Raw genomic sequence first — 20,149 nt, 5'->3', positions numbered from 1 at the left:
CCATAGCCATCGAGTCCGACCTGGCCTTTCGCGGCCTGGAAGCACTCCTCTATGCACCACCTGGTCCCGGCCACCCGGACCAGCTCGACAGCGGCACTCGGCTCGGGGACCGGCACAGGTAGAAGGCGAGTTCGCCGCTGCTCGGGTTTCGGCGGATCAGCAGGTGCCGATGGCCGCCGGCCCCGATCTCGATCCACGCCCAGTCGTAGTAGCGCGGCCCCTTCGCCCCGGCTCCGGCGCTCTGCCGGTACCAGGCCGAGGCAAGCAGGCAGTCGGCGACGGCATCAGCACGGGCGGCGGTGCGGCCCTGGTTGATCCGCACCCGGGTGCTGCAGGCGACGGCCAGGACATAACCGGTCCGGCGGGACTCCAGCAGGGCGCGCAGACCGGGGTTCTGGCCGTATGCCTCGTCGCCGGTCACCCTGGAGGCGCTGACCCCGGCATCCAGCGCGGCCGCGATCATCTGCCCGGCCAGGGCCGGTTTGGTCGCGGACTCCACCTGCTCGGGCACCCCGGCCCGGGTACGGCGTTCGGTATCCCGGGACCAGGATGTGTCGGGCAGGTAGAGCCGACGGTCGATCAAGGCCCGCCCCTTGCTTGAGGCGTAGGCGAGGAAGACGCCGACCTGACTGTTCTCGATCCGCCCTGCGGTGCCGGTGTACTGCCGCTGCACGCCGGCGGAGGCGGCACCCTTCTTCAGAAGCCTGTCTCGTCCACGATCAGGACGCCGTCGTCGGCACCGAGGTGTTCGAGGACGTAGGCCCGGATGTCGTCGCGGACCGCGTCGGCGGCGTCCTAGCGGGCGTTTCGCGGCAGCCGCTGCATCGGTCCGGGGCGGGTGAGGCCGGCCTGCTCGGCCAGTCGCCAGCAGTTCTTCCGCTCGACGCCGGACAGCAGTGCGAGTATGAAGGCGCGGGTCGTGGCGCGCGGCTCATCGCTGCTTGAACCGGCCCGCGATCCGGGCCATGGCCTGTTCGCACATCGCCCGCCAGTGGGCGGCGTCCGTGCTGCGGCGCGCGGCTACAGCACGATCTTCAGGAGTCGGCACAACCCCTGAAGATCACGTCGTGGTCGTTCCAGCTCTCACGCGGGTCCGACGCAAGATCGCGAAGTCTCCTGGAGTGCCGGAGGGGAACGGTGTGCGCCGTGGGCCGCCGATCACCGCGGAGGTTGCTCAGCCTGCCGTTCCGCTCGCCTGGCGGGACTTTCCGGTCGGCTCGGTCTCCTCGTATCCGGGGCGGCGCCAGATGTCGGCATCGACCATGCGGTCGATGCCGGGGTTCAGGATCTCCGCCGCGTAGGCCGCGTGGTTGCCCGGCTGGCGCGAGAGGTACAGGTTCGCCGGGTACAGCGGCTTCTCGTAGATCAGCTGCGCGGTCTCGGCGCGTACGTCCTTGAGCCAGTTGGTGGTCTTGGCGTGGGTGCGGTGGTGGCGCAGGGCCTCGATGTCGACGACGCCGCTCACGAAGCTCGGGCCGTTGGTGTTGGCCTGTTCCCCGACGACCTGGCCGCGATAGTTGACGATCATTCCGGTGCCGCCGCCGCAGTCGGCCGGGAGCCGGCTGTCGGAGTGCAGGTAGACGCCGCCGATGTTGGGGGCGACCACGTAGAAGTTGTTCTCCAGGGCGCGTGCCCGGTTGGTCACCTCGAAGACGCCGTTGGCGGTCATGGGGACCGGGAGGGAGGCCCGGTAGACAACCTCCGCGCCGTTCATGGCGAGCCCGCGGCCGTTCTCGGGGAAGTTGCCCTCCATCGCCATCATCACGCCGATGCGCCCGATCTCGGTGTCGGCGACCGGCCAGAACGACTGCAGCTCACGCCCGTACTTCTCGATCCACCAGTCGTAGAGGTCGTGCGGGGAGACGGACCGCTCCACCGGCAGCAGTGCCGACATCTTGTAGTGCTTCAGCACGATCTCGCCGGCGGGGTTGATGAGGAAGCCGACGTTGAAGAACAGCTCGGGCCAGTCGGGGTGGCGGGCCTTGGCCTGGCCGAGGATGAACAGATCCTGCTCGCGGGCGAACCGGGCCAGGATGTCGGTCTCGGGCCCGGGGATGTCGATCGCGGCGCTCTGCGCGTACTCACGGGTCGGCATGTCGTGGATCTCGTCGGTGAAGCCCTGCAGCGCGCCCTCGGGCAGCACCAGCAGCCGCACCGGCACATCGAGGGAGGAGAGCCAGACCGCGCCCTTGGCCAGCTCCAGCAGCAGGTCGATGTTCTTCTTCACATCGTCGCGGGACTCGGCATTCCACACCGTCGGGATGAGGCCGACCACTCCGTACGGCTTGATCAACGCAATCACGCTTCTTTCGTCTTCTCCGGTCTGGACACTCTCCAGTGCACTCCTCACCCCCATCCTCCGTCCAATATGAAAAGTCGCCCCTGTCATATGGTTGGCCATATGGAACTCAGTCATCGCCTGCTGGAGCAATTCGTCACCGTGGTGGAGGAGGGGCATGTCGGCCGCGCCGCCGAACGGCTCAGGATGCGGCAGCCCCCGCTCAGCCAGGCGCTGCAACGGCTCGAACGTGCACTGGGCGCGACGCTGCTGGTGCGGGAGGCGCGGGGGGTGCGTCCGACGCCGGCAGGCGAGGCATTCGCCGAGGACGCACGCCGACTGCTGGAAGCGCAGCAAGCGGCAGTCGAGCGGGTGCGGCGGATCGCGGACGGCACCGAAGGCGTGCTGCGGGTCGGCTGCGCGGGCGCCCTCGCCTACTCCTTCCCCGCCGAACTCCTGCGCGTCACCGCAGCCCAGCTGCCCGGCCTGCGGATCCACATGCACCAGGGCCCCGACACCCACATCGCCGAACTCGTCCGGGACGGCCGATGCGACCTCGGCTTCGTCCGGGAACCGGTACCGACCACCCGCACCCCGCCAGGCCCGAAACCACAGGAGAGTGACGAACTCATCATCGTGCCGGGATTCTTCACCGAGCGCATCATCGTGGCCCTGCCCACGGCACACCCACTGGCCCAGGCCGACGACCTGGACCTGGCCGAACTGCGGGGCGACTCCTTCGTGTTGCCCGAGCCGCTGTCCATGCCGGGCCTGGCGGCGCGCGCGGCAGCCGCCTGCCGGGAGGCCGGCTTCGAACCGCGGGTGGGCGGCAGCTGCGACGACGTGACCAGCGCGCTCGGCTACGTCGCCACCGGCCTGTGCGTCACCCTCGTCCCGGAGGGCGTACGGCACTTCTCGCCGCCAGGAATCGCCTACGTCCCCCTGCGCACACCGTCAGCACAGATGATCTCCTCGATCGCGGCGATCCACCGGCCCGGCGCGGACCGCGCGGTCCACCGCGTACTGGCCCTCCTCGACGAGGCCCCCCAACCGTAAAAGCCCTTCCCTGCATGTTGTTCACCGGAAGAGTGCCGCCCCTCGGTCCGCAGTTTCTGAACCCACCGCTCCCGGTCCCCGCGCAGGCTGCTGCACCGGTCGAACTGACGCGGATGCCACCAGGCCACCGCAGCCACTACCGGCAACGCCTCGCTGACCGCTCAACCGGATAGATCACGAAGCCGCACCGGAGTGCCAGTCGAAGATCACCGCATCGTCATCAGCAGGCCCCCGGGATGCGCTCCCGGGGGCCTGCTGCCGTTTGTTGGGGCTCAAGCATGGCTCCGGAAACTGCTGGTCGGAGGAGAGTGCCTTCGTTCTTCAGGTCGAACTCAGGTTCTCGGGGGCGTGCGGACGGTGGCGAGGTCTCCCTCATGGACCGGATCCCCACGCGCCCGATGCGCTGATCGGCATGTGCTACGGACCCGCGGGCGTCGGTCGCAGGGCGTGGGTGAGCCAGTCGGCTTCCATGGGCATGGCCAGCCCGGCACGGCGGGGCACGGGAAGCCTGATCGGTGGCATCGGGACGGTGCACATCTGAGAGGCGAGGGCGGAGCGGTGAGTGCGTCGTCAAGGTCGCCGAAGCGGTCTTCGAGATTCCTGGGCCCGCCGAGGACCCTTCAGTGTCGCGGGTTCCAGCAGGCGCGAAGGGCGGCTGGTCGGGGGCGCGGGTGTTCCTGCGCGTCACAGGCCGGACCCGGCGGTTCGCCGGGGGCAGACAGGAAAGATCGCCGAAAGACCGGCCAACGTGTGTAGGCCGTGTCAACGTAGACGACCTTGCAAGAAACCCCAGGTCAGAGAGGTTATTGCCAGTGGCCGCGGCGCCCGATCGCCCCGGTTTCTCCACCACCATCGAAGCCCTGCGGCTGCGCGAGTGGCTGCTCGGTCCGGGACAGCCCACGCTCGTCACGGACCAGTTCTCCGCGGAGGACTTCAACCTCGTCGTGGACGATCGGGCGGACGTCCACATCAGCTCGAAGGACGGCCGCTTCTACCTCAGCTGGTTCCCGGACGGTCGCCCCGGCACCCATGGTGAGGGATGGAAGATCGCGGTCGTCGGCACGGCACAGGTGCCCGACTGCTTCAGGCCGCCGGGCAGGCCGCGGACAGCCCGCAGTTCATCCCCGTGCTGAAGAAGATCCTTGGTTATTACGACACGGCGTCGTGCCGGACGACGCGTGGCGTCAGCGGGTACGCGAAGGCGTCAACAAGGCATCCTCCTGCAGCGGCGCCGGGAGTTATCTGCAGGAAGACCTCACGACCGCCCCGCCGCCGACGCCTCGCCAGCCGCCCACCAGGGCCGACGAGCCCTTAGAGCCGGTTCCCGTCCCGATGTTCCTCAGCCCCCGAGCCTTCCGAACTCCCGTTGCGCTGGAGGGCGACGCTGCCCAACACGGCGCCCTCCCCGCGCTTGCCACGCAGGTCGCTGCGTCTCGGGAGTCCGCCGAACGCTCAGCGGTGGCCGCGGTGCATCAGCTCGACGACTTCTCCTGCGGCCCTGCGCAGAGGCTTTCTGCGCAGCCATGCCAGGTGCACGGGCAGGGTCACGCCGTTTCGTGTGTTGTCGAACTTCAACACCCGTAGTCTGCCGGCGGCGACCGCTGTCTGGATCGCACTTGTGGGCAGGTTGGCCCATCCCGCGCCCCGTTGCACCAGATCGAGTGCGGCTTCCACCGAGTCCACGTGCCACCGGTCGTCGGAGAGGAGAAGCCGTCGTTCGACGAGGGGGGCGTAGGGGTCGGCCACCACGATCTGGCGGCTGGTGTTCAGGTCCTCCAGTCGTCGCAGGTCGGTGGGCAGGCTGGGAGTGTCAACGGTGGCCGACGCCACCGCGACGAAGGTCTCCTGTCCCACGGTGGCCCGGGCTTCCTCCCGGTCCGCTTGTGTGGCAGCGGCCATCAGTACCAAGTCGATGCGCTCCTGGTGCAGCATCGTGCGCACCTGGTCCTGGGGAGCGCGGAGCAGGTTGATGCGCAGGAGGGGGTAGCGGGTGCCGATGCGGGTCACGGCGTCCAGCAGGTCCTGGTCCCGGATGCCGGTGGCCACGGCGATGGTGAGTGTGCTCTCCAGGTTCTGCGACAGCTGCGCGGCGTGGACCTGCAGCAGCCGCAGGCTGCTGGCGATGGTGCGGGCCTGGGGCACCAGGGCCATTGCCTGGGAGGTGGGTACCGCCTCGCGGTGGGACCGGTCGAACAAGGGGTATCCGAGTTCGGCCTCGATGTTCGCGATGCCCATGCTGACCGCGGAGGGCACCCGGCGCAGTGCGCGGGCTGCGCCGGAAAAGGAGCCGTGGTCCACCACGGCCAGGAACAGCGTGATGCCGTCGCTGGAGAGCGCCATACGTACCTGTCAATTTTCCTGAAGGAACCTTGCTTTTTTCGCCAGCCTACCTGAATTAGCGTCGTCTTCCGCAGGCAGGCGAACTGGGAGTAATTACTGTGCAAGGCATAAAGCGGAAGCTGGCCTACGTCGGGGGATACGAGGCCCTCGGGCTGGTGGTGAGCACTTCGGTGATGACGCTGCTGACGGGCGACTCACCCGCCACCACCGGGCCACTTGCGCTCATGATCAGCGTCTGGGCAACGGTATGGAACTTGGCGTACAACTACCTCTTCGAAGCATGGGAAGCGCGTCAGGACGATCGCACGCGTACGGTGCTCCGCCGGATCCTGCACGCAGTGGGATTCCAGATCACCCTGGTCTGCTTCCTCGTCCCGCTCATCGCATGGTGGCTCGGGCTCACACTGGTCCAGGCATTCCTGATTGACCTGACGTTCATCATCTCCGTCCCCTTCTTCACCTTTGCCTACAACTGGGCCTTCGACAGGATCTTCGGGGTTCCGGCGTCGGCGGTGAACGATGCCGAGCCGCAAGAACACGTCGTGAAGGGTGAGCCCGTGCCGTCTCACCCGAACCACTGCGACGCCGAAGCCGACGCGAACAGCGAGAGCGTCGCCACCGTCTACGCCCAGCAGGCTGGGCAGGTGCCGCGCACCTGAAAACCTGTGAACAAGCCTTGGCCAGGCGATGTGCACTGACCCGGCCGAGGTCTGTTCACAGGCTCTGATCACCGATCAGCCGCGAACGAACCGGCGAGCCTCACGCACCCGCTCCAGAGCCCGTCCGGCCTCCTCGGGCTTCAAGCCAGGCGGTTGGTCGTGATTCGTCGTCAGCGTCGGCCGCTGTCGTTCGTCCTGATCGCCGGGCAGGCCGCGGACAGTCCGCAGTTCATCTCCGTGCTGAAGAAGATCCGCGTCCGCATGCCTGCCGGCCGACCCCGTACCCGGCCGGGCGCCGTCGCGGCAGACAAGGGTTACTCATCCCGCGGCAACCGCTCCTACGTGCGCAAACGCAATATCAAGGCGGTCATCCCGGAGAAGAAGGACCAGGTGGCCCACCGCAAGAACAAGGGCAGCCACGGAGGCGGGCCCCTCAGCTACGACACAGACCTCTACAAGGAGCGCAACACCGTCGAGCGCTTGATCAACCGGCTGAAGGACTGGCGCGGCATCGCCACACGCTTCGACAAGATGCCCGAGAGCTGCCTCGCCGGCCTCGAACGTCGCGCCTCGATGATCTGGCTCGAAGACCTCTCACGAGCAGCCGATTGATCACAAAATCTCACAGACCCCGGCCGCGCACCCTGCGAGGGTGCGCGGCCTGTCGCCGTGCCCGATCAGGCCGTTGCGACGTAGCTCGTCCGTAGCAGCGGCATCGACCGGCCGAGGTCCTCGACCGAGGCGATCCGGACCTTCTGCTCGCCGGTCCCGAGGTGTCCGATCTTTCGGACGTCCCGCGTCCAGCCCGGCGCCAACTGCACCGTCGTCGGGTCGACGCGCAGGAAGGCGACCAGTGCCTGCTCCCGTGCCAAGACGTGGACGCAAGCGAAGTTCCGCCGACGTGGTTGTGGCGACAGTGGCCCGGGGGTGGCCCGGGGCCTTGGTGACGACCGGTGGAGGCGCGTGCTGGAGGCGGTGCCGAGGTGGAGCCGGCAAGTGCGAGGGCGTGCAACTGCGGCAACAGGGACTCCTGGGTTTTTCGGTCCGGCTTTGACGCCGGCCGAGCTGCCAGGAGTCCCTGTCGCCAAGCACTGACCGCCGTGCGGTCACCGGATCGAGGCTCTCGTTCGATCGCCACGCCTCATGGTCGGTGGGCGGCGGTTCCCGAGTGCCTCACGGTCCTCACGGACCGGTCGCTCACTACGCCCAGTTGGCCAGGACGCGGTCCTGGACCTCCTGCGGGAAGATGTGGCGGAACGAGCTGCGCGGCTCGCGGCCCTGGTCGGCGGCGGGCAGCAGGGCGTCGTAGGTGACGTGGTCGCCGTCCGCCGCATGCCGTTCCTCCGGCGTGTAGCAGGCGACCAGCGGGAGCGCCAGGCCGTGCCGGATGAAGCGGCGCCCGGTGGGGTGGACGCGGGTGGCCATCGCCCACATGAGCTCGCCCACGTTCGCCGAGTCGACGTCGTCATCGAAGACGAAGATGCGCGGCAGCAGCAACGCGTAGCGCTGCTCGGAGAGCACCTCGTGCACCCGCCGGGTGAGCTCCTCCGTGCCGACGTCCGGGAGTTGGTCGCGCCAGTCAGCGGCGATGCTGACGATGAGCATGTGCGAGGCGGCCTCGAACGGCATCCAGGCCGTGCTCACCGGCAGGCCGGCGGCGCGCAGGTCGGAGAGCGCCTGGGCGGCCAGGGTGAGACCGGTGGCGGTGTGGAACTCGTCGACGGGTTCGCCCTCGACCACGGTGGGCCAGATGGGCTGGTCGCGGTGGGTGATCGCCTCGATGGTGTACACCGGCTGCATCGAGGTCTCGTTGGGCCGGTATCCCGAGTACTCGCCCATCGGGCCCTCGACTCCGGTCTTCTCCGGCGACAGGTAGCCCTCGATCACGATCTCGGCGGTGGCGGGGACCTGGAGGTCCACGGTCTCGCACTGCACGAGTTCGAGGGGCTCGCCGAGCAGGCCGCCGATGAAGCCCGACTCCTCGACCCCGTCGGGAAGGGGCATGCCGGAGACGAACGGCAGAACCGGAGGGCCGCCCTGGACCAGGGCGAACGGCATCGGCTTGCCGAGGTCGGCCCACTGCTGCCAGACATAGGCGATGTGCTGCGGGTGCACGACGAGGCCGGTCATGTGCTTGCCGTCGATCATCATGATCCGGGCGATGGACCAGTTGGTGAACGACCCGTCCGGGGTGCGGGCGATGATCGTGCCCCAGGTGTTCACGTACGGGCCGCCGTCCCCGTCGTGCAGGAGCGGGGTGGGGAAGCGGTCGAGGGTGGCGTCCGCACCGAGCAGGACGTTCTCCTTGGCCGGGCCGGTTTCGACGAGCACGGGGGCGATCGGCTCAAGCGTGCGTGCGGCCGCGAGTGCCTCGATGATCTGCCGGGCGGTGGAGTCCGGGGCGAGACCCAGCGAGAGGGCTATGCGGGCAAGGGGGCGTCCGGGGGCCGAGCTCAGCGCTCCGGGGGCGCCGAGGAGCCGGTAGCCGGGGGCCGTGCCCTCGATGTTGGTGAACAGCGGCGCCGGGGCCTGGGTCTCGTAGGAGCGGCGGATGATGGCGCCGACTTCGAGGTGCGGGTCCACGGGCCGGTCGATGGTGCGGACGTCGCCGAGCTCGTCGAGTGCCGCGAGGTATTCGCGCAGGTCCTTCAGATATGCCATCGGAATCTCCTTGCTGACATTGGGTTCCGTCGGCCGGGGGTCGGCGGAGTGAACGGTGGGGGAGGCGGGCCGTCGCTCGCTAGGCGGCTTCGCCCCGGCCGGAGGCCGAGCGGCCTCGGGCGGTCGCTGGGCCCTGCCAGCGCACGGCGCGCGGGCGGATGCCGGACAGCATTGGTCGCCAGTTCCGACACCAAGAGCTCGGCGGTCTCGATGCTGTCCGGATCCACACCCCAGCGGGAGAGGACGTCGACGGTGTGGAGCCTGGCCATCTGGACGGCGTTGTGCGTGTCGGCCAGCAGGAGCCTGTCTCGTGGGGGTGTTGCCTGGGACACGGTGTGCCTCCCGAGTGCGGAGCGGAGCGCAGGGCGCGGTCGCCGGCTCTCGCTGATTCGTGTGGACTGCTTGAATCCCGAATCGACGGTCCGGGACGGGCAGGCGGTGCGCTGCGGGCGTGCCGTACCCGAGCGAGATTGCCGTGGCCGTCCGGTCGTCGGCTGCACGGCCGCTCCGGCCAGGCACGACCACAAGAGAACCGCTGCGGCGGCGAGATATGAAGGACGCGAGACGGATGGGTTCAGACACGCCAGTTGGCATGGTTGGCCGGAGGTTGTACGGATGACAGGCAGCGCAGCGCAGGGGAAACAACCGAGCGCGTTGGCAGGCAGGTTCGCGGGTCGCCGCATCGTGGTGACGGGCGGTTCCAGGGGCCTGGGAGGTGAGGTGGTCCGGCTGCTGTTGGCCGAAGGGGCCCGTGTCGCCACCTGCGCGCGGACGGCAGAGTCCTTGGACCGGGCACGTCGCACATTCGGTGCCGGCGACGAGCTGTTCACCCGACCGCTGGATGTCGCTGCGCCGGAGCTGCTGGAGCAGTTCGTGGAATCGGCCGCCGCCACGTTCGATGGGGGGCTTGACGGCGTTGTCGCCTGCGCGGGAGGCGCCCGGGGCCGGGGGATCACCGAGGCAACGGCTGAGGACTGGGCGGAGACTTGGGCTCTGAATGCCGGGCACTTTGCGCGACTCGCGGCGTGCGCCACTCCTTATCTACGGGCTTCGGGAGGCGGGTCGATCGTGGTCGTGTCTTCCATCTCCGGCTGGAAGCCCGGCCCGCAGGCGCAGTACGGCGCGAGCAAGGCCGCGCAGCTCCACATGGTGACCTCGCTGGCACGCGAGTTGGGGCCGTACGGGATCCGCGTGAATGCTGTCAGCCCGGGGTCCATGCTGATCCCGGGGAAGCGGTGGGACCGCATGAGGCAGGAAGATCCTGCGGCGTATCAGCAGTTCGCTGCGGAGTTCCCGGGGCGGGAGCTGGTACGGCCGGAGGAGGTCGCGGACGCGATCGCCTTCTTGCTCTCCGACCAAGCTCGTGGCGTGACCGGCGTGAACCTTCCCGTGGACCGGGGACAGAACGCTCCGACTCCGCAGGGGTACTGAGCTCTCGTTCAGGCAGCAGACACACCGAGTATCGGGCGTGCCTTGCGTTCGAAGGCGCGGACGATCTCCTCGTTGCGGCGCGGGGCGAGGCGGGCACGGAAGTCGCGAAGGGCCTGCACGGACCGCTCACTGTGCACTCCGCTGAGCAGGTCCAAGGCGCTGCTGGCCGTGCCGACCGCTTCGTCCAGACGATCTTGCTGGAGGAGCGCGGTCGACAGCACCGAGCTGCTGATCGCCTGACGGCGACGCCTGTCGGAATTGGCTTTGACCGAGGACGCAGCGAGACGTTCAGCTTCGGCCGCCTCCCCGAGGTCGCGGTGGACGAGGGCAGCCTCGGCCTCCAGGTAGTGGTGGTCGAGGAAGCGCACCCAGGGAGACTCCTCGGCGGGGCCGCGGCTCCGCTCCAGGGCGGCATCGGCCGCCACGAGCGAAGCCGCGGCCTGTCGGGGGGCGTCGAGCAAGGCATGCGCGCGGGCAGCTATGGCGTGCAGACGCATGAGCCCGAGCGGGCTGCCCGAGGACTTCGCGGTCGCGATGCCGACGCGGGCGAGGGCGGCACCTTCCGCGGGATGGCCGAGGTTGGTGGCGAGATGGGACAACCCCGCAAGGATCTGCCCGCCGAGAACCCGGTCGCCGCCCTTGGCGCACAGTCGGAGTGCCTGGATCATGTATCGCTCGGCGAGCCCGTAGTCGGCTGTGTCGTACGAGCACCAGCCCGCCGTGGCGGTCAACTTCGCGGCGTAGACGTAGAGAGTGCGGCGCTGGTTCGACGGCAGAGTCCGTTGCTGGAGCATGGGCACGAGCTGGGTGCTGAGGTAGCCGATGATGCTTGGCCGGACGTTCCCGCCGCCGAAGCGGTTGTCCATCAGATCGAACATGTCGATCATGGCTTCCACCTGATCGACGGGGCTGCCTCCTGCCACCGCGGCCAGGTGCGGAGCCTGCTCCTCTTCGAGGAGCCACAGGAGCCACTTTCTCTGCGGATCCATGAGCGCGCTAGCGACGAACGGGACGGCCCCGAGCAGGCTGCGTCGCGAGATGTCCGTGGAGCCCAGCTCCGCGAGCGTGTGCAGCGTTTCACCCACGTCTTCACCGTACGTCAGTGCGCGGGTTGTCACGGGCCGAGGGGACGGCTGCGGAAATCCGAGATCGGTGGGGGAGACCGGCCGGCCAAGGAAGCCTCCGATGGCTTCAGCGATGAACTGAGGAGTCTCCCCTTGGGGACCATCCCTTGCCGCCAGCGGGTGATCGACGCTTTGTCGTAGCGCGTGATCTCGCCTTGCCGGGAGCTCAGCTCGTTGACCCGCCGCGCCAGTGCCGAGTTCGAACATCCCGCTTCGTCAATGAGAGCGGCGAGGGCTGCATTGCCCCCACCAGCTCCTGTCACGCCACCGCCCATGCCGAGATGATGCCCTGTCGATCACCCGGTGTCCCAGCCTTCGGACACTCAGGTGTGAAAGACCAACCCCCGTACAACCGAACAACCCCCTTGCCCTCTCCTTCCGCGGCGGCCGAGTGATGAGACTGAGGGGGCTGCGGGCTGTCGGCCTTCCAGGGGAAACACCACTGGGATGTCGCCGCCCTCGGCCCTGGAGGGAGAGAGATGCAGCCTGTAGTCGTCCTGGACTGCTTCACCGTCGAGCCCAGCGGTCTCGGCGTACCGCCCTACCTGTCGACCTACGTGCGAAACGCCTGGTCCGCGTTGCGCCGGGCCCGCCCCGAGGCGGAGGTGCGGTACCTGACGATCGATGACGTGAGGTGGTGCTTGGCCGGGCACAACCCGACCGTTGAGCCACCGCAGAGCGATCCGCTCACCTACTCGACAACCATCAACTGCGACAATGCCATTCAGCTTCTGCGCGACGCCGAGATCGTCGTCGTGGTTGCGGGCGACGCCGTACCGTCGGTCCATCTCCACGCGGTGAACGGGTCGTTGCAGGAGATCGCCCGAGCACTCGCGTGTGCACGAGGGCGCCGCTTCTTGCTGGGCCCGTTGTCCACGTACGCCGTGACGGCGCCGGCGGAATACGCCGGGCTGTTCGACGCGGTCCACACCCACACCGTGACATCGGGCGACCTCCTGCTGGGCAGTCGCCGCCCGGCGGACTACGGGCAGATGCAGCGCGACCGTGACTCGTTCACGGGCCTGGTCGAGCAGATGCCCTGGCGGCCGATCGCCGAGCTGGAGCTGTACCGCGGCTGTACGCGCCGGAAGTTCTGCGACTTCTGCAATGAACCGGCGAAGTCGCCGCTGGTCGCATTCCGTGAGGTGGACGACGTCGTCGCCGAGGCCGAGCAGCTCTACGCCGCCGGGGTGCGCAACTTCCGCCTTGGCCAGCAGACCTGCTTCTTCTCCTACCGCAACCGGGACGAGGGCGCGATCCGCACCCTGCTGGGCGGCATCCGCGAACGCTGCCCCGATCTGGAAGTCCTGCACATCGACAACGCCGACCCTCTTGCCGTTGCCTCTCCCGTGGGGCGGCGCATCGCCAAGCTGGTCGCCGACTACTGCACCGAAGGCAACTGCGCGCCCATGGGGATCGAATCCTTCGACCCTGTCGTCATCGAGCGGAACACCCTGACCTGCACGCCCGAGATCCTCATGCGGGCGGTCGAGCACGTGTACGAGGTCGGGGCCACTCGTGGTGATGGCGGCCTGCCGATGCTCTTGCCGGGCCTGAACCTGATCTACGGCCTGCCCGGAGAGACGCACCGCACCCACGCGGCGAACCTCCAGGGCCTGGCGGCGATTCTCGATGCCGGCCTGCTGTGCCACCGCACCAACGTCCGCCTGGCACGGGCCTTCCCGGACACCCCGCTCGCCGCCCGCGGTGAACTGGGGCCGCTGCCGTCCGCCGAGCACTTCGCCACATGGAAGGCCGACATCGACCACACCTGGGACCAGCCGATGAAGGAGCGGGTGTACCCCACCGGCCTGCGGGTCCCAGGGCTGCACTCTTACTTCATCGGACACGACGGGACCTGGTGGCGACGGCTCGGCTCGTACTCCATCCAGGTCGTCGAGCGCGGCGCCGCCGTTCCGCTCGGGACCACCGCCGACCTCACGGTCACCGGACACGCGCCACGGATGATCTACGGAGAACGCGTTGCGCCCACTTCCTGACGGAACACTTGCCACCCTGGAGGCGCTGGACGCAGCAGCGGACCGGACCGTTCGGGTCGGAATGCTGCTGCCCTGGGCGAACGTGGCGGTCGAGACCGAGCTGCCACGTCTCCGCCTTCAGCACACGGTTTTCCACCATGCCCGGCTGGTCCCCGGATCCGGGACGACCGCCATCGACGAGTCGTTCTGGCACGGGCTGCGAGCTGCTTCGACGGCGGCGCTGGGCTCGTTGTCGCACATCGAGCTGGACGCGGTGGTTCTCGCGTGCACGTCGGCCGCGTTCACGGGCGGGCCGCCGCTGCCCGCCGGCATCACCACCGCGTTCGACGCGGTACTCGCCGCGCTGACCGCCACCGCCGTGACACGGGTGGTGCTCGCCACCCCCTACCCCGCAGCGGTCACCGAGGCCGAGACCATCGCGTTCGCGGAGGCCGGCATCGATGTCTTGGGGCATGCGAGCCTTGGGCTGGACGACGGGTATCCGCTGGTCACGACGGACACGGTCCTGGCGCTGGTGGACAAGCTTCCACAGCACGCCGCCGACGCGGCGCAGGCCGTGGTTCTGTCCTGCACCGGATGGCACACCCTTCAGGCAGTGGCCGAGCTGGAGCAGCGCCTCCGCATCCCCGTCCTCTCCTCCAACCTCGCCATGGCGCTTCTGGCCGCCCGCCTCAGCTCTGGAGTTACGGCATGACCCTTGTCCGCCGTACGACGGTGGATCCGCAGCAGATCCAGCGGATCCACCAGTTCGTCGCCCGCGCCGCCGCCCTGCCGGACGTCCGGGCCGAAGTCGAGGCCAACCACGACAACAACCGGTGGTGGCCGGTGACGATCACCGACCCGCGGGTCCGGATGCTCGCCGCCGGCTGGTCCACCCGGGTCTCCTACCGCATGGTCGACACCTACGCGAAGGTGATCCGGGCAGCGGACACCTTGGGGTTCGACGCGCTGGTCACCTTCGCGGACGACGAACTCGCCAAGCTGGTACGGCCCCTCGGCCTCGCGCAGACGAGGATCGACTACCTGCGCTCGCTCGCCGAACTGCTACAGGGCTGGGGCAAGGAGGGCATCGACCCACTCTCGCCGTCGGCCGACAACGACGAGCTGATCGACGACTTCGCGCAGCGCGTGCGCGGGGCCTCGTACAAGGTGGCCCAGTGCGCGCTGCTCACCGCTCGTGGGTATCACTGCGGGATCGTCCCCGTCGACTCCGGCATGGTCAGCAAACTCGCCCCCGCCTTGGGCATCAACCTCCCGTCCGGAGCCGTGGCCCATGAACGGATGCGTCATGTCCTGGAGGCGGCCGTGCACACTCGAGCAGACGGCTTCCGGGCTTTGGCGGACGAGCACGGCCATCAGGTCACTATCCCGGCGGGCGCGGAGCCGACCTGGTGGGTACACCTCACCTTGATCTACTTCAAGCGGCTGTATCTCAACGGACCTTCTCCGCGGCTTTGCGAGCGCAGGCCGCTCTGCGCCAAGGTTGTCGACTGTGCTCACCACGACCGAGCCGACCGGCCGGGGGACGCGGAGTGACGCGCCTCGACGTGATCGGCAACGTGAGCCAGGACGTGACCCGATACCCGGATGACCGTGGCGGCGCGCGCCTCGGCGGCGCCGCACTGTTCGTCGCGCTCGCAGCGGCCCGAGCAGGCCGTCCGGCCGCACCGGTCTGCGTCCTCGGAGAGGACCTGGCCCACGTCCCGCGGACGCCGGGGCTCGCAGGGCTCGACTGGTCGGCACACGGTGAGGCCGAAGGCACCTCCACTCGATTCGACCTCCGATACGACCTACAAGGCGAACTCACCGACGTCCGTACCGACTACGGCGTCGCCGAACGGTTGACCCACCACGCGCTCGCTCATGTGGACCGGCACCCGGGCGGCCAGTACCACGTCTGCTGCCGCCGGCCCCTCGATGCGGCAGCCGTCCTCGACCAGCTCGTGCACCGGGGCGCCACCTTCAGCGTCGACTTCTTCCTGCCGAGCGCCGAGGACATGATCCGGCTTGTCGCCCCCTGGCTCAACGGCGCGAGCACCGTGTTCGTCAACGCAGCCGAATACCGGCTCCTCCAGGCCGTCACTGACGCAGCAGCCCTGCCGGAAGTGGTGGTGACCGACGGCCCCCGCGCGGCCCGGGTGTTGGCTTTCGGCCGGCAGACCGCCTCGGTGATTCCTCCGTCCCGGGCACCACGCGAGGTGTCGGGGGCCGGTGACACCGTGGCCGGGACCTTCCTCGCTCACCGATCCCGCGGCGCCACGCCCGCCCGTGCCCTCGCCGAAGCGGTGGAGGCGGCTGCCCGCTTCGTGGCGGCCTCCTCTTTTCCCCTTCCGGCACAACGCCGCGCCTGACCAGAACTTGGGAGCTTCCGCTCGTGTCCCTCTACATAGCTCACCGGCTCTTTGCTGCTCACGACCGGGCCTTTGCCGCCGCCCTCGCGGAGCGGCTCGCCTCGAAGGTCGGCGCCGAGCGCGTATTCCTGCCCTTCTGCGACACCGACGAGGAGAGCTTGACCGCAGAGGTCAAAGGGCGCCGTCTGTTCGAGCTGGACCGGGAACGCCTCGGCCGCCTCGACGCGATGGTCGCTCTCCTGCACGGACCGAGCCTCGACGACGGAGTTTGCATGGAGATCGGCTATGCCGCTGCCAGCGGCGTCCCCGTGCTCCTGCTCACCACGGACTTCCAGACCTACTCCCTCACCGAAGACGGCGTTCTTCTCGACTTCCCGGACCCTCTGATTCAGGCGGTGGCCGACCGCGTCGTTCGGGTGCCCCGTCTCGGACCGCCACTTCTCTCCGATCAGCAGGGCGCGGCCCGCTACGCAGCCTTCCGGTCCCGGAACCTCTCCCAGATCAACACCGCGCTCGACACGGCGGTCGATGCGCTGCTGGAGATGTCGGCCCCGGAACCGCGACCCGCGGTCCGCGACAAGGGCGGCGACGTCTACGTAGAGGCGTCGCCATACGCCGCATGGGGGCACGACCACCTCACCAGCCCCTGTCTCGATGCCGGCCTCGGGGTGGTGCTGCCCCGCCGGTTCGCTGCCGACGACCCGGTCGCCGGAGCCCTGGACGACCTGACCGCGGTGTGCGATGCATCGCGTTTCCTGGCAGACGTCTCCGGCCCGGAGACACCTCCCGGTACCGCCGTCCTGATCGGTGCCGCCCTCGCCTCCGGCGTACGGATCGGAGCGTTCCATCCGCGCCCGACGTACACCCACGCTTCCGGCCGCGAGCCGAACTGGCGCAACCTCATGATCCAGTACGCGGTTCACTCCCACCTCGACAACGCGGAGGCGGTACGGGCATGGCTGGCGATGTGAACTTCAGCGAGTTGACCACCGCCCATGACACGCTTGTTCTCGAAGGCCCCGACGGGGTGGGCAAGAGCACCCTCGCGCAGCGGTTGTCGCTCCACGGCTTCCGGGTGATTCATTCACCCAGGACACCCGATCATCTAGACCTCGCCACCCGGTACCGCGAGATCCTCAGCGGTGCCGGCCGCATCCTCTTCGACCGCTGCTTCGTCAGTGAGCTGGTCTACGGTCCCTTGTACCGCGGCAGGTCGCGCATCGCCTGGAGCGAGGCCCTCGACCTGGCCGAGAGCGTGATCAACCGCAAGGGGCTCTTCGTCCACCTGACCGCACCGCCGCCCGTCATCCGCCGGCGGCTCCTCGACCGTGACGGCGAGGCCGCGAGCCTGGAGGAAGTCGCCGCGCTCGTCACCGGATACCAGCGGGTGTTCACTACGCTCGCGGACTACGCCAAGGTGATCAGCATCAACACAGCCCTTGAGCTACCGTCGGCCGGGTGAACGACGCCGGAGAGGCGGCCCACCGGACACGCGGTTCCCGCTAGGCTGCGGCCGCACCTGCCGTATCGCTCCGGAGGAGCCCGTGGACATCTCATCCGCCCAGAAGCTCGCGTGGGAGAACAAGCTCGTGAAGGGCTTCAACACCACCGATGTATCCCTGGAGTTCGGACTCCTTACGGCCGAGGTCGGTGAAGCCTTCACCGCCTGGCGCAAGGGCCTTCCCGACCTCGGAGAAGAGCTGGCCGACGTCTTCCTCTACCTGGCCGCCGTGGCGGAGATGAACGGACTGGATCTCGACTCGGAAGTCGCTCAGAAGATCGAGAAGAATGAGCGACGTACGTACAGGCGCAACGAACACGGAGCACAGATCAGGACGAGCGGCGACTGAACACTGTCCTCGCTGCTCATCGTGTGGCTGGTGCCGGCCGACAATCACGGTTGGCAGGAAGCCGCTGCAGGCAAGTGCGGCGGCCCAGGTCTTCTGAGCGTGGGATACGAGAACCAATCTGCCATGCCCCGGAAGGGTGGCTTGGGCACCGTCCGGCGATGCGGGCCCGCGACCGTACGCTGAAGATCCTCAATACCAGAGTGATCACCGTGAGGCCCGTACCACACTGGCGGGCCTCGCAGGGAGCCGCACGTCGGTAACGCCCGAAGTCACTGCGACTCGGCTGCCGCCTTGCTTGTGTATGGCTTGGCGCCTCGCCCTCCACTGCAGCTGGGCTACGGAGCCTCCCTCAGTGGCAACCCGATATACGCAAAACCACTCAATCAGACACGATGTCCACATGAGTGGGCGAACGCGTGACCTGGAGGAATCCGTGGGGGTCGCCTGCCGCCGCCTTGCCAAAGGCGACACAGCCGCGTTCCCCGAGCCCATACCGGAGGGCCCAGGCGTAGTCCGCGACACCATCGCGGCGGTGCGTCGGCGCGTCGGTGGTCCGGCGTCCTACGGGGCTGCCGTTCGCGGACCGGCCAACACCGCTGGGCATATTTCCGGGCCGCAGCCGGTAGCTCGAAGATTCTGCCGGATAGGGCACGGACGTATGCTCGATCTCCGATGCGATCCGCACCCGCGAGGCGCTGATCGCGGAAATCGACGCGAAACCATGCGTCTTGGAACCGGGCTTACCTCGGTCCACAGGGCTCGGACCTGCAAGTGAGCCCCCCCTTTTTTCGCACGGACGTGAGTCGACTCCAAGACCGCCCGGGACAATTCCACCAGGTCCTGATCGTCCAGGAGTTGGAGCACCTTCTGGTGCAGGCGACCTCAGACCCCGGCTCTGGACCTGATCAGGAACCGACGATGGACGGTCGACTTCGACGCGCCGAAGCAAGGTGGCAGCGCCCGCCAGGCACAGTCGCTGACCAACACGTAGATGATCGCGGCGAACACCGCCTCATCATCGATGTTTGCGACCCCGCCTCCCTGCGGACGACCCCGCGCAGTCGGCAGCAACGGCCTCATCAACTCCCACAGGCCATCCGGAACGATCCATCCTCACCGCCCACTCCCCATACGCAGCCCAACCGCCAACTGACCATGTCGGACACGGTCTAAGCTGCTGATGACCGGCGCGACGGGTTCAGTCAGGTCTAGGGTGGCGGCCGTGCCGACCAGGGCTTTCTCGGTGTCGCGTATGTCCGCCTGCAGGTAGGCGATGGCCCCTTCCGGCGTGCTGGTCAGCAGCGCGTGGAAGCGCAGCAGCACCAACAGGTCGTGGTGAACGTAGACCACCCGCATCTCGGGCGCGATGCGCTGGGCGACCTCGTGCGTGTTGTTCTGCGTCGGCAGTCCCGCCCCCAGAGCCAATTCGACAGAGTTTGCTTCGGCGGCGACGGAGTGGGCGTCGGAGCGGGGTCGACGTCAGCTTCGAGACGAGCGATGCTGGCGAGGTCCGGGCGGCTCCCCTCGCCGCGGATTAGCCGACTGACGGAGTCGTTCGCGAGGCCGATGGCGAAGGCACTGCTCCTACTTCTGCCGCCGCCGCGACCCCGTGTGCTCTCCTTCTGACTGAACGCACCGCTCCGTGTCGGTTTCAGAAAATGCGTATCGCCTCTGTAGATCCGACGTAGGAGGGCCCTCTGGCGAGGCGAGGATGGGCATTCGCCCACGGCAGACAGGAAAGTTCTTCAAAAGACTGGAACCTTCCGCTGATGCCATGTCAACGTACAACGCCCGGTAAATGCCAGCCGGGCTATGAGGTGACGCCGTCGAGTCCAGGGTGGCAAATAGGTACCTCACGTCACGTGACGATTTATCGCTGGGGTAATCCCGAACCAGGAGGTTCTTCTGTCCGACGCTGTCATGCGATCCGCTCGAACCCCTTTCACCCGCCTTCTTCGCGTTCGCCACACTGAATGTCTGGCGCGAACGGAGGCTGGCGACTACGGCGCGGTCTCCTGTGGGCTTTTCGCCCGTGTCTGCACGGTTGGTCTCTTCGGCGAGGACCAGCTGCAGCGGAGGTATCGCGGCGACCGTGCCCCTCGCACACGCCGCGGCAAATCCTGGAGCTACAACTCGATGTGCGACGTGTGTCATCGAGAAGTCCGAGCGCCCGGTGGCGCGCAACCTTGAATCGCCTTGTGGATGAGGGTTTGCTGGTACTTCCAGCAGACAGCGCGACGTCAGCCTTGCGCTCATGCTGACTGGCTCCCTGACGGCAGTCGCTCCGGGAGCCTTCTGGATCTGCCTAGCGCGGCGCGCAATATAGCTGACGATCGCCGGTGAGCCTAACCGGCGAATCTCACGACCATTGTGGAGTTCTGGCAGTGCGCATACATATC

The 20,149-nt window shown here is 68.2% G+C and carries 15 protein-coding genes and 5 pseudogenes; 12 read left to right on the top strand and 8 right to left on the bottom strand.

Translation table 11 applies throughout. The annotated features are described in order from the left end of the window. Positions 1 to 2 precede the first annotated feature (2 nt). Together ABT345_RS33205 and ABT345_RS03435 are read right to left on the bottom strand one after the other, a co-directional pair. Positions 3 to 967: pseudogene (locus ABT345_RS33205) on the bottom strand (IS701 family transposase); the annotation flags it as partial. Positions 968 to 1,174: 207 nt separating this feature from the next. Further along, complete coding sequence (locus ABT345_RS03435) at positions 1,175 to 2,302, bottom strand: nitrilase-related carbon-nitrogen hydrolase (protein ID WP_345081190.1); 1,128 nt, start codon at positions 2,300 to 2,302, stop codon at positions 1,175 to 1,177. A gap of 99 nt (positions 2,303 to 2,401) precedes the next feature. Between ABT345_RS03435 and ABT345_RS03430 the strand changes: the two genes are divergently transcribed. Both ABT345_RS03430 and ABT345_RS03425 read left to right on the top strand, forming a co-directional pair. Next, entirely contained in the window at positions 2,402 to 3,334 is a 933-nt protein-coding gene (locus ABT345_RS03430) for a LysR family transcriptional regulator (RefSeq protein ID WP_345081187.1), read from the top strand. 812 nt (positions 3,335 to 4,146) lie between these two features. Next, a complete protein-coding gene (locus ABT345_RS03425; protein WP_345081184.1) occupies positions 4,147 to 4,467 on the top strand; it encodes a hypothetical protein in 321 nt (106 codons plus the stop codon). Between the two features lie 319 nt (positions 4,468 to 4,786). On the opposite strand, the gene ABT345_RS03420 is transcribed toward ABT345_RS03425, so the two are convergent. Then, positions 4,787 to 5,674, bottom strand: coding sequence for a LysR family transcriptional regulator (locus tag ABT345_RS03420; RefSeq protein WP_345081180.1), 888 nt, complete (start codon positions 5,672 to 5,674; stop codon positions 4,787 to 4,789). Positions 5,675 to 5,772: 98 nt separating this feature from the next. On the opposite strand from ABT345_RS03420, the gene ABT345_RS03415 reads away from it, so the two are divergent. Both ABT345_RS03415 and ABT345_RS03410 read left to right on the top strand, forming a co-directional pair. Further along, a complete protein-coding gene (locus ABT345_RS03415; protein ID WP_345081177.1) occupies positions 5,773 to 6,333 on the top strand; it encodes a PACE efflux transporter in 561 nt (186 codons plus the stop codon). A 168-nt stretch (positions 6,334 to 6,501) separates the two neighbouring features. After that, a pseudogene (locus tag ABT345_RS03410) lies at positions 6,502 to 6,945 on the top strand (transposase); the annotation flags it as partial. Between the two features lie 65 nt (positions 6,946 to 7,010). Here the strand turns inward: ABT345_RS03410 and ABT345_RS03405 are convergent. Both ABT345_RS03405 and ABT345_RS03400 read right to left on the bottom strand, forming a co-directional pair. Further along, positions 7,011 to 7,205 (bottom strand): hypothetical protein, encoded by a 195-nt coding sequence (locus ABT345_RS03405; protein WP_345081174.1) that lies wholly within the window; start codon positions 7,203 to 7,205, stop codon positions 7,011 to 7,013. Positions 7,206 to 7,533: 328 nt separating this feature from the next. After that, entirely contained in the window at positions 7,534 to 8,994 is a 1,461-nt protein-coding gene (locus ABT345_RS03400) for a UbiD family decarboxylase (protein ID WP_345081171.1), read from the bottom strand. A gap of 615 nt (positions 8,995 to 9,609) precedes the next feature. On the opposite strand from ABT345_RS03400, the gene ABT345_RS03390 reads away from it, so the two are divergent. Next, on the top strand, positions 9,610 to 10,425 hold the full coding sequence (locus ABT345_RS03390; protein WP_345081168.1) for an SDR family NAD(P)-dependent oxidoreductase: 816 nt from the start codon (positions 9,610 to 9,612) through the stop codon (positions 10,423 to 10,425). An 8-nt stretch (positions 10,426 to 10,433) separates the two neighbouring features. Here the strand turns inward: ABT345_RS03390 and ABT345_RS03385 are convergent. After that, positions 10,434 to 11,824, bottom strand: a pseudogene (locus ABT345_RS03385) (NsdA family TPR-like regulatory protein). A 204-nt stretch (positions 11,825 to 12,028) separates the two neighbouring features. On the opposite strand from ABT345_RS03385, the gene ABT345_RS03380 reads away from it, so the two are divergent. The 7 genes from ABT345_RS03380 to ABT345_RS03350 all read left to right on the top strand — a co-directional run bounded on the left by ABT345_RS03380 (position 12,029) and on the right by ABT345_RS03350 (position 17,750). Beyond that, entirely contained in the window at positions 12,029 to 13,549 is a 1,521-nt protein-coding gene (locus ABT345_RS03380; RefSeq protein ID WP_345081161.1) for a radical SAM protein, read from the top strand. Then, positions 13,533 to 14,243, top strand: coding sequence for an aspartate racemase/maleate isomerase family protein (locus ABT345_RS03375; protein ID WP_345081159.1), 711 nt, complete (start codon positions 13,533 to 13,535; stop codon positions 14,241 to 14,243). The genes ABT345_RS03380 and ABT345_RS03375 overlap by 17 nt, the downstream gene beginning before the upstream one ends. Further along, positions 14,240 to 15,085: a hypothetical protein gene (locus ABT345_RS03370; protein ID WP_345081156.1), complete on the top strand. Its 846-nt coding sequence runs from the start codon at positions 14,240 to 14,242 to the stop codon at positions 15,083 to 15,085. Before ABT345_RS03375 ends, ABT345_RS03370 begins: the two co-directional genes overlap by 4 nt. Next, entirely contained in the window at positions 15,082 to 15,900 is an 819-nt protein-coding gene (locus ABT345_RS03365) for a PfkB family carbohydrate kinase (RefSeq protein ID WP_345081153.1), read from the top strand. The genes ABT345_RS03370 and ABT345_RS03365 overlap by 4 nt, the downstream gene beginning before the upstream one ends. Positions 15,901 to 15,923: 23 nt before the next feature. Continuing rightward, positions 15,924 to 16,871, top strand: coding sequence for a nucleoside 2-deoxyribosyltransferase (locus ABT345_RS03360; RefSeq protein ID WP_345081150.1), 948 nt, complete (start codon positions 15,924 to 15,926; stop codon positions 16,869 to 16,871). After that, on the top strand, positions 16,856 to 17,362 hold the full coding sequence (locus ABT345_RS03355) for a nucleoside/nucleotide kinase family protein (RefSeq protein WP_345081147.1): 507 nt from the start codon (positions 16,856 to 16,858) through the stop codon (positions 17,360 to 17,362). Before ABT345_RS03360 ends, ABT345_RS03355 begins: the two co-directional genes overlap by 16 nt. An 82-nt stretch (positions 17,363 to 17,444) precedes the next feature. After that, a complete protein-coding gene (locus ABT345_RS03350) occupies positions 17,445 to 17,750 on the top strand; it encodes a MazG nucleotide pyrophosphohydrolase domain-containing protein (RefSeq protein ID WP_345081144.1) in 306 nt (101 codons plus the stop codon). Between the two features lie 721 nt (positions 17,751 to 18,471). Here the strand turns inward: ABT345_RS03350 and ABT345_RS03345 are convergent. Further along, positions 18,472 to 18,830, bottom strand: a pseudogene (locus tag ABT345_RS03345) (transposase); the annotation flags it as partial. A gap of 90 nt (positions 18,831 to 18,920) precedes the next feature. Next, positions 18,921 to 19,175 (bottom strand): annotated as a pseudogene (locus ABT345_RS03340) (SAM-dependent methyltransferase); the annotation flags it as partial. Positions 19,176 to 20,149: the final 974 nt, after the last annotated feature.

This window comes from Streptomyces sp. NPDC000404 (assembly GCF_040300365.1).
Taxonomy (GTDB): Bacteria; Actinomycetota; Actinomycetes; order Streptomycetales; family Streptomycetaceae; genus Streptomyces; species Streptomyces ramulosus.
The sequence above is the reverse complement of the archived record's forward strand: the minus strand, read 5'-3'. Positions and strand labels throughout refer to the sequence as shown.

Coding starts and splice junctions, on each gene's coding strand:
- ABT345_RS03430 (WP_345081187.1), top strand. CDS start 2,402: ATGGAACTCAGTCATCGCCTGCTGGAGCAATTCGTCACCGTGGTGGAG.
- ABT345_RS03420 (WP_345081180.1), bottom strand. CDS start 5,674: ATGGCGCTCTCCAGCGACGGCATCACGCTGTTCCTGGCCGTGGTGGAC.
- ABT345_RS03400 (WP_345081171.1), bottom strand. CDS start 8,994: ATGGCATATCTGAAGGACCTGCGCGAATACCTCGCGGCACTCGACGAG.
- ABT345_RS03390 (WP_345081168.1), top strand. CDS start 9,610: ATGACAGGCAGCGCAGCGCAGGGGAAACAACCGAGCGCGTTGGCAGGC.
- ABT345_RS03380 (WP_345081161.1), top strand. CDS start 12,029: ATGCAGCCTGTAGTCGTCCTGGACTGCTTCACCGTCGAGCCCAGCGGT.
- ABT345_RS03370 (WP_345081156.1), top strand. CDS start 14,240: ATGACCCTTGTCCGCCGTACGACGGTGGATCCGCAGCAGATCCAGCGG.
- ABT345_RS03355 (WP_345081147.1), top strand. CDS start 16,856: ATGGCTGGCGATGTGAACTTCAGCGAGTTGACCACCGCCCATGACACG.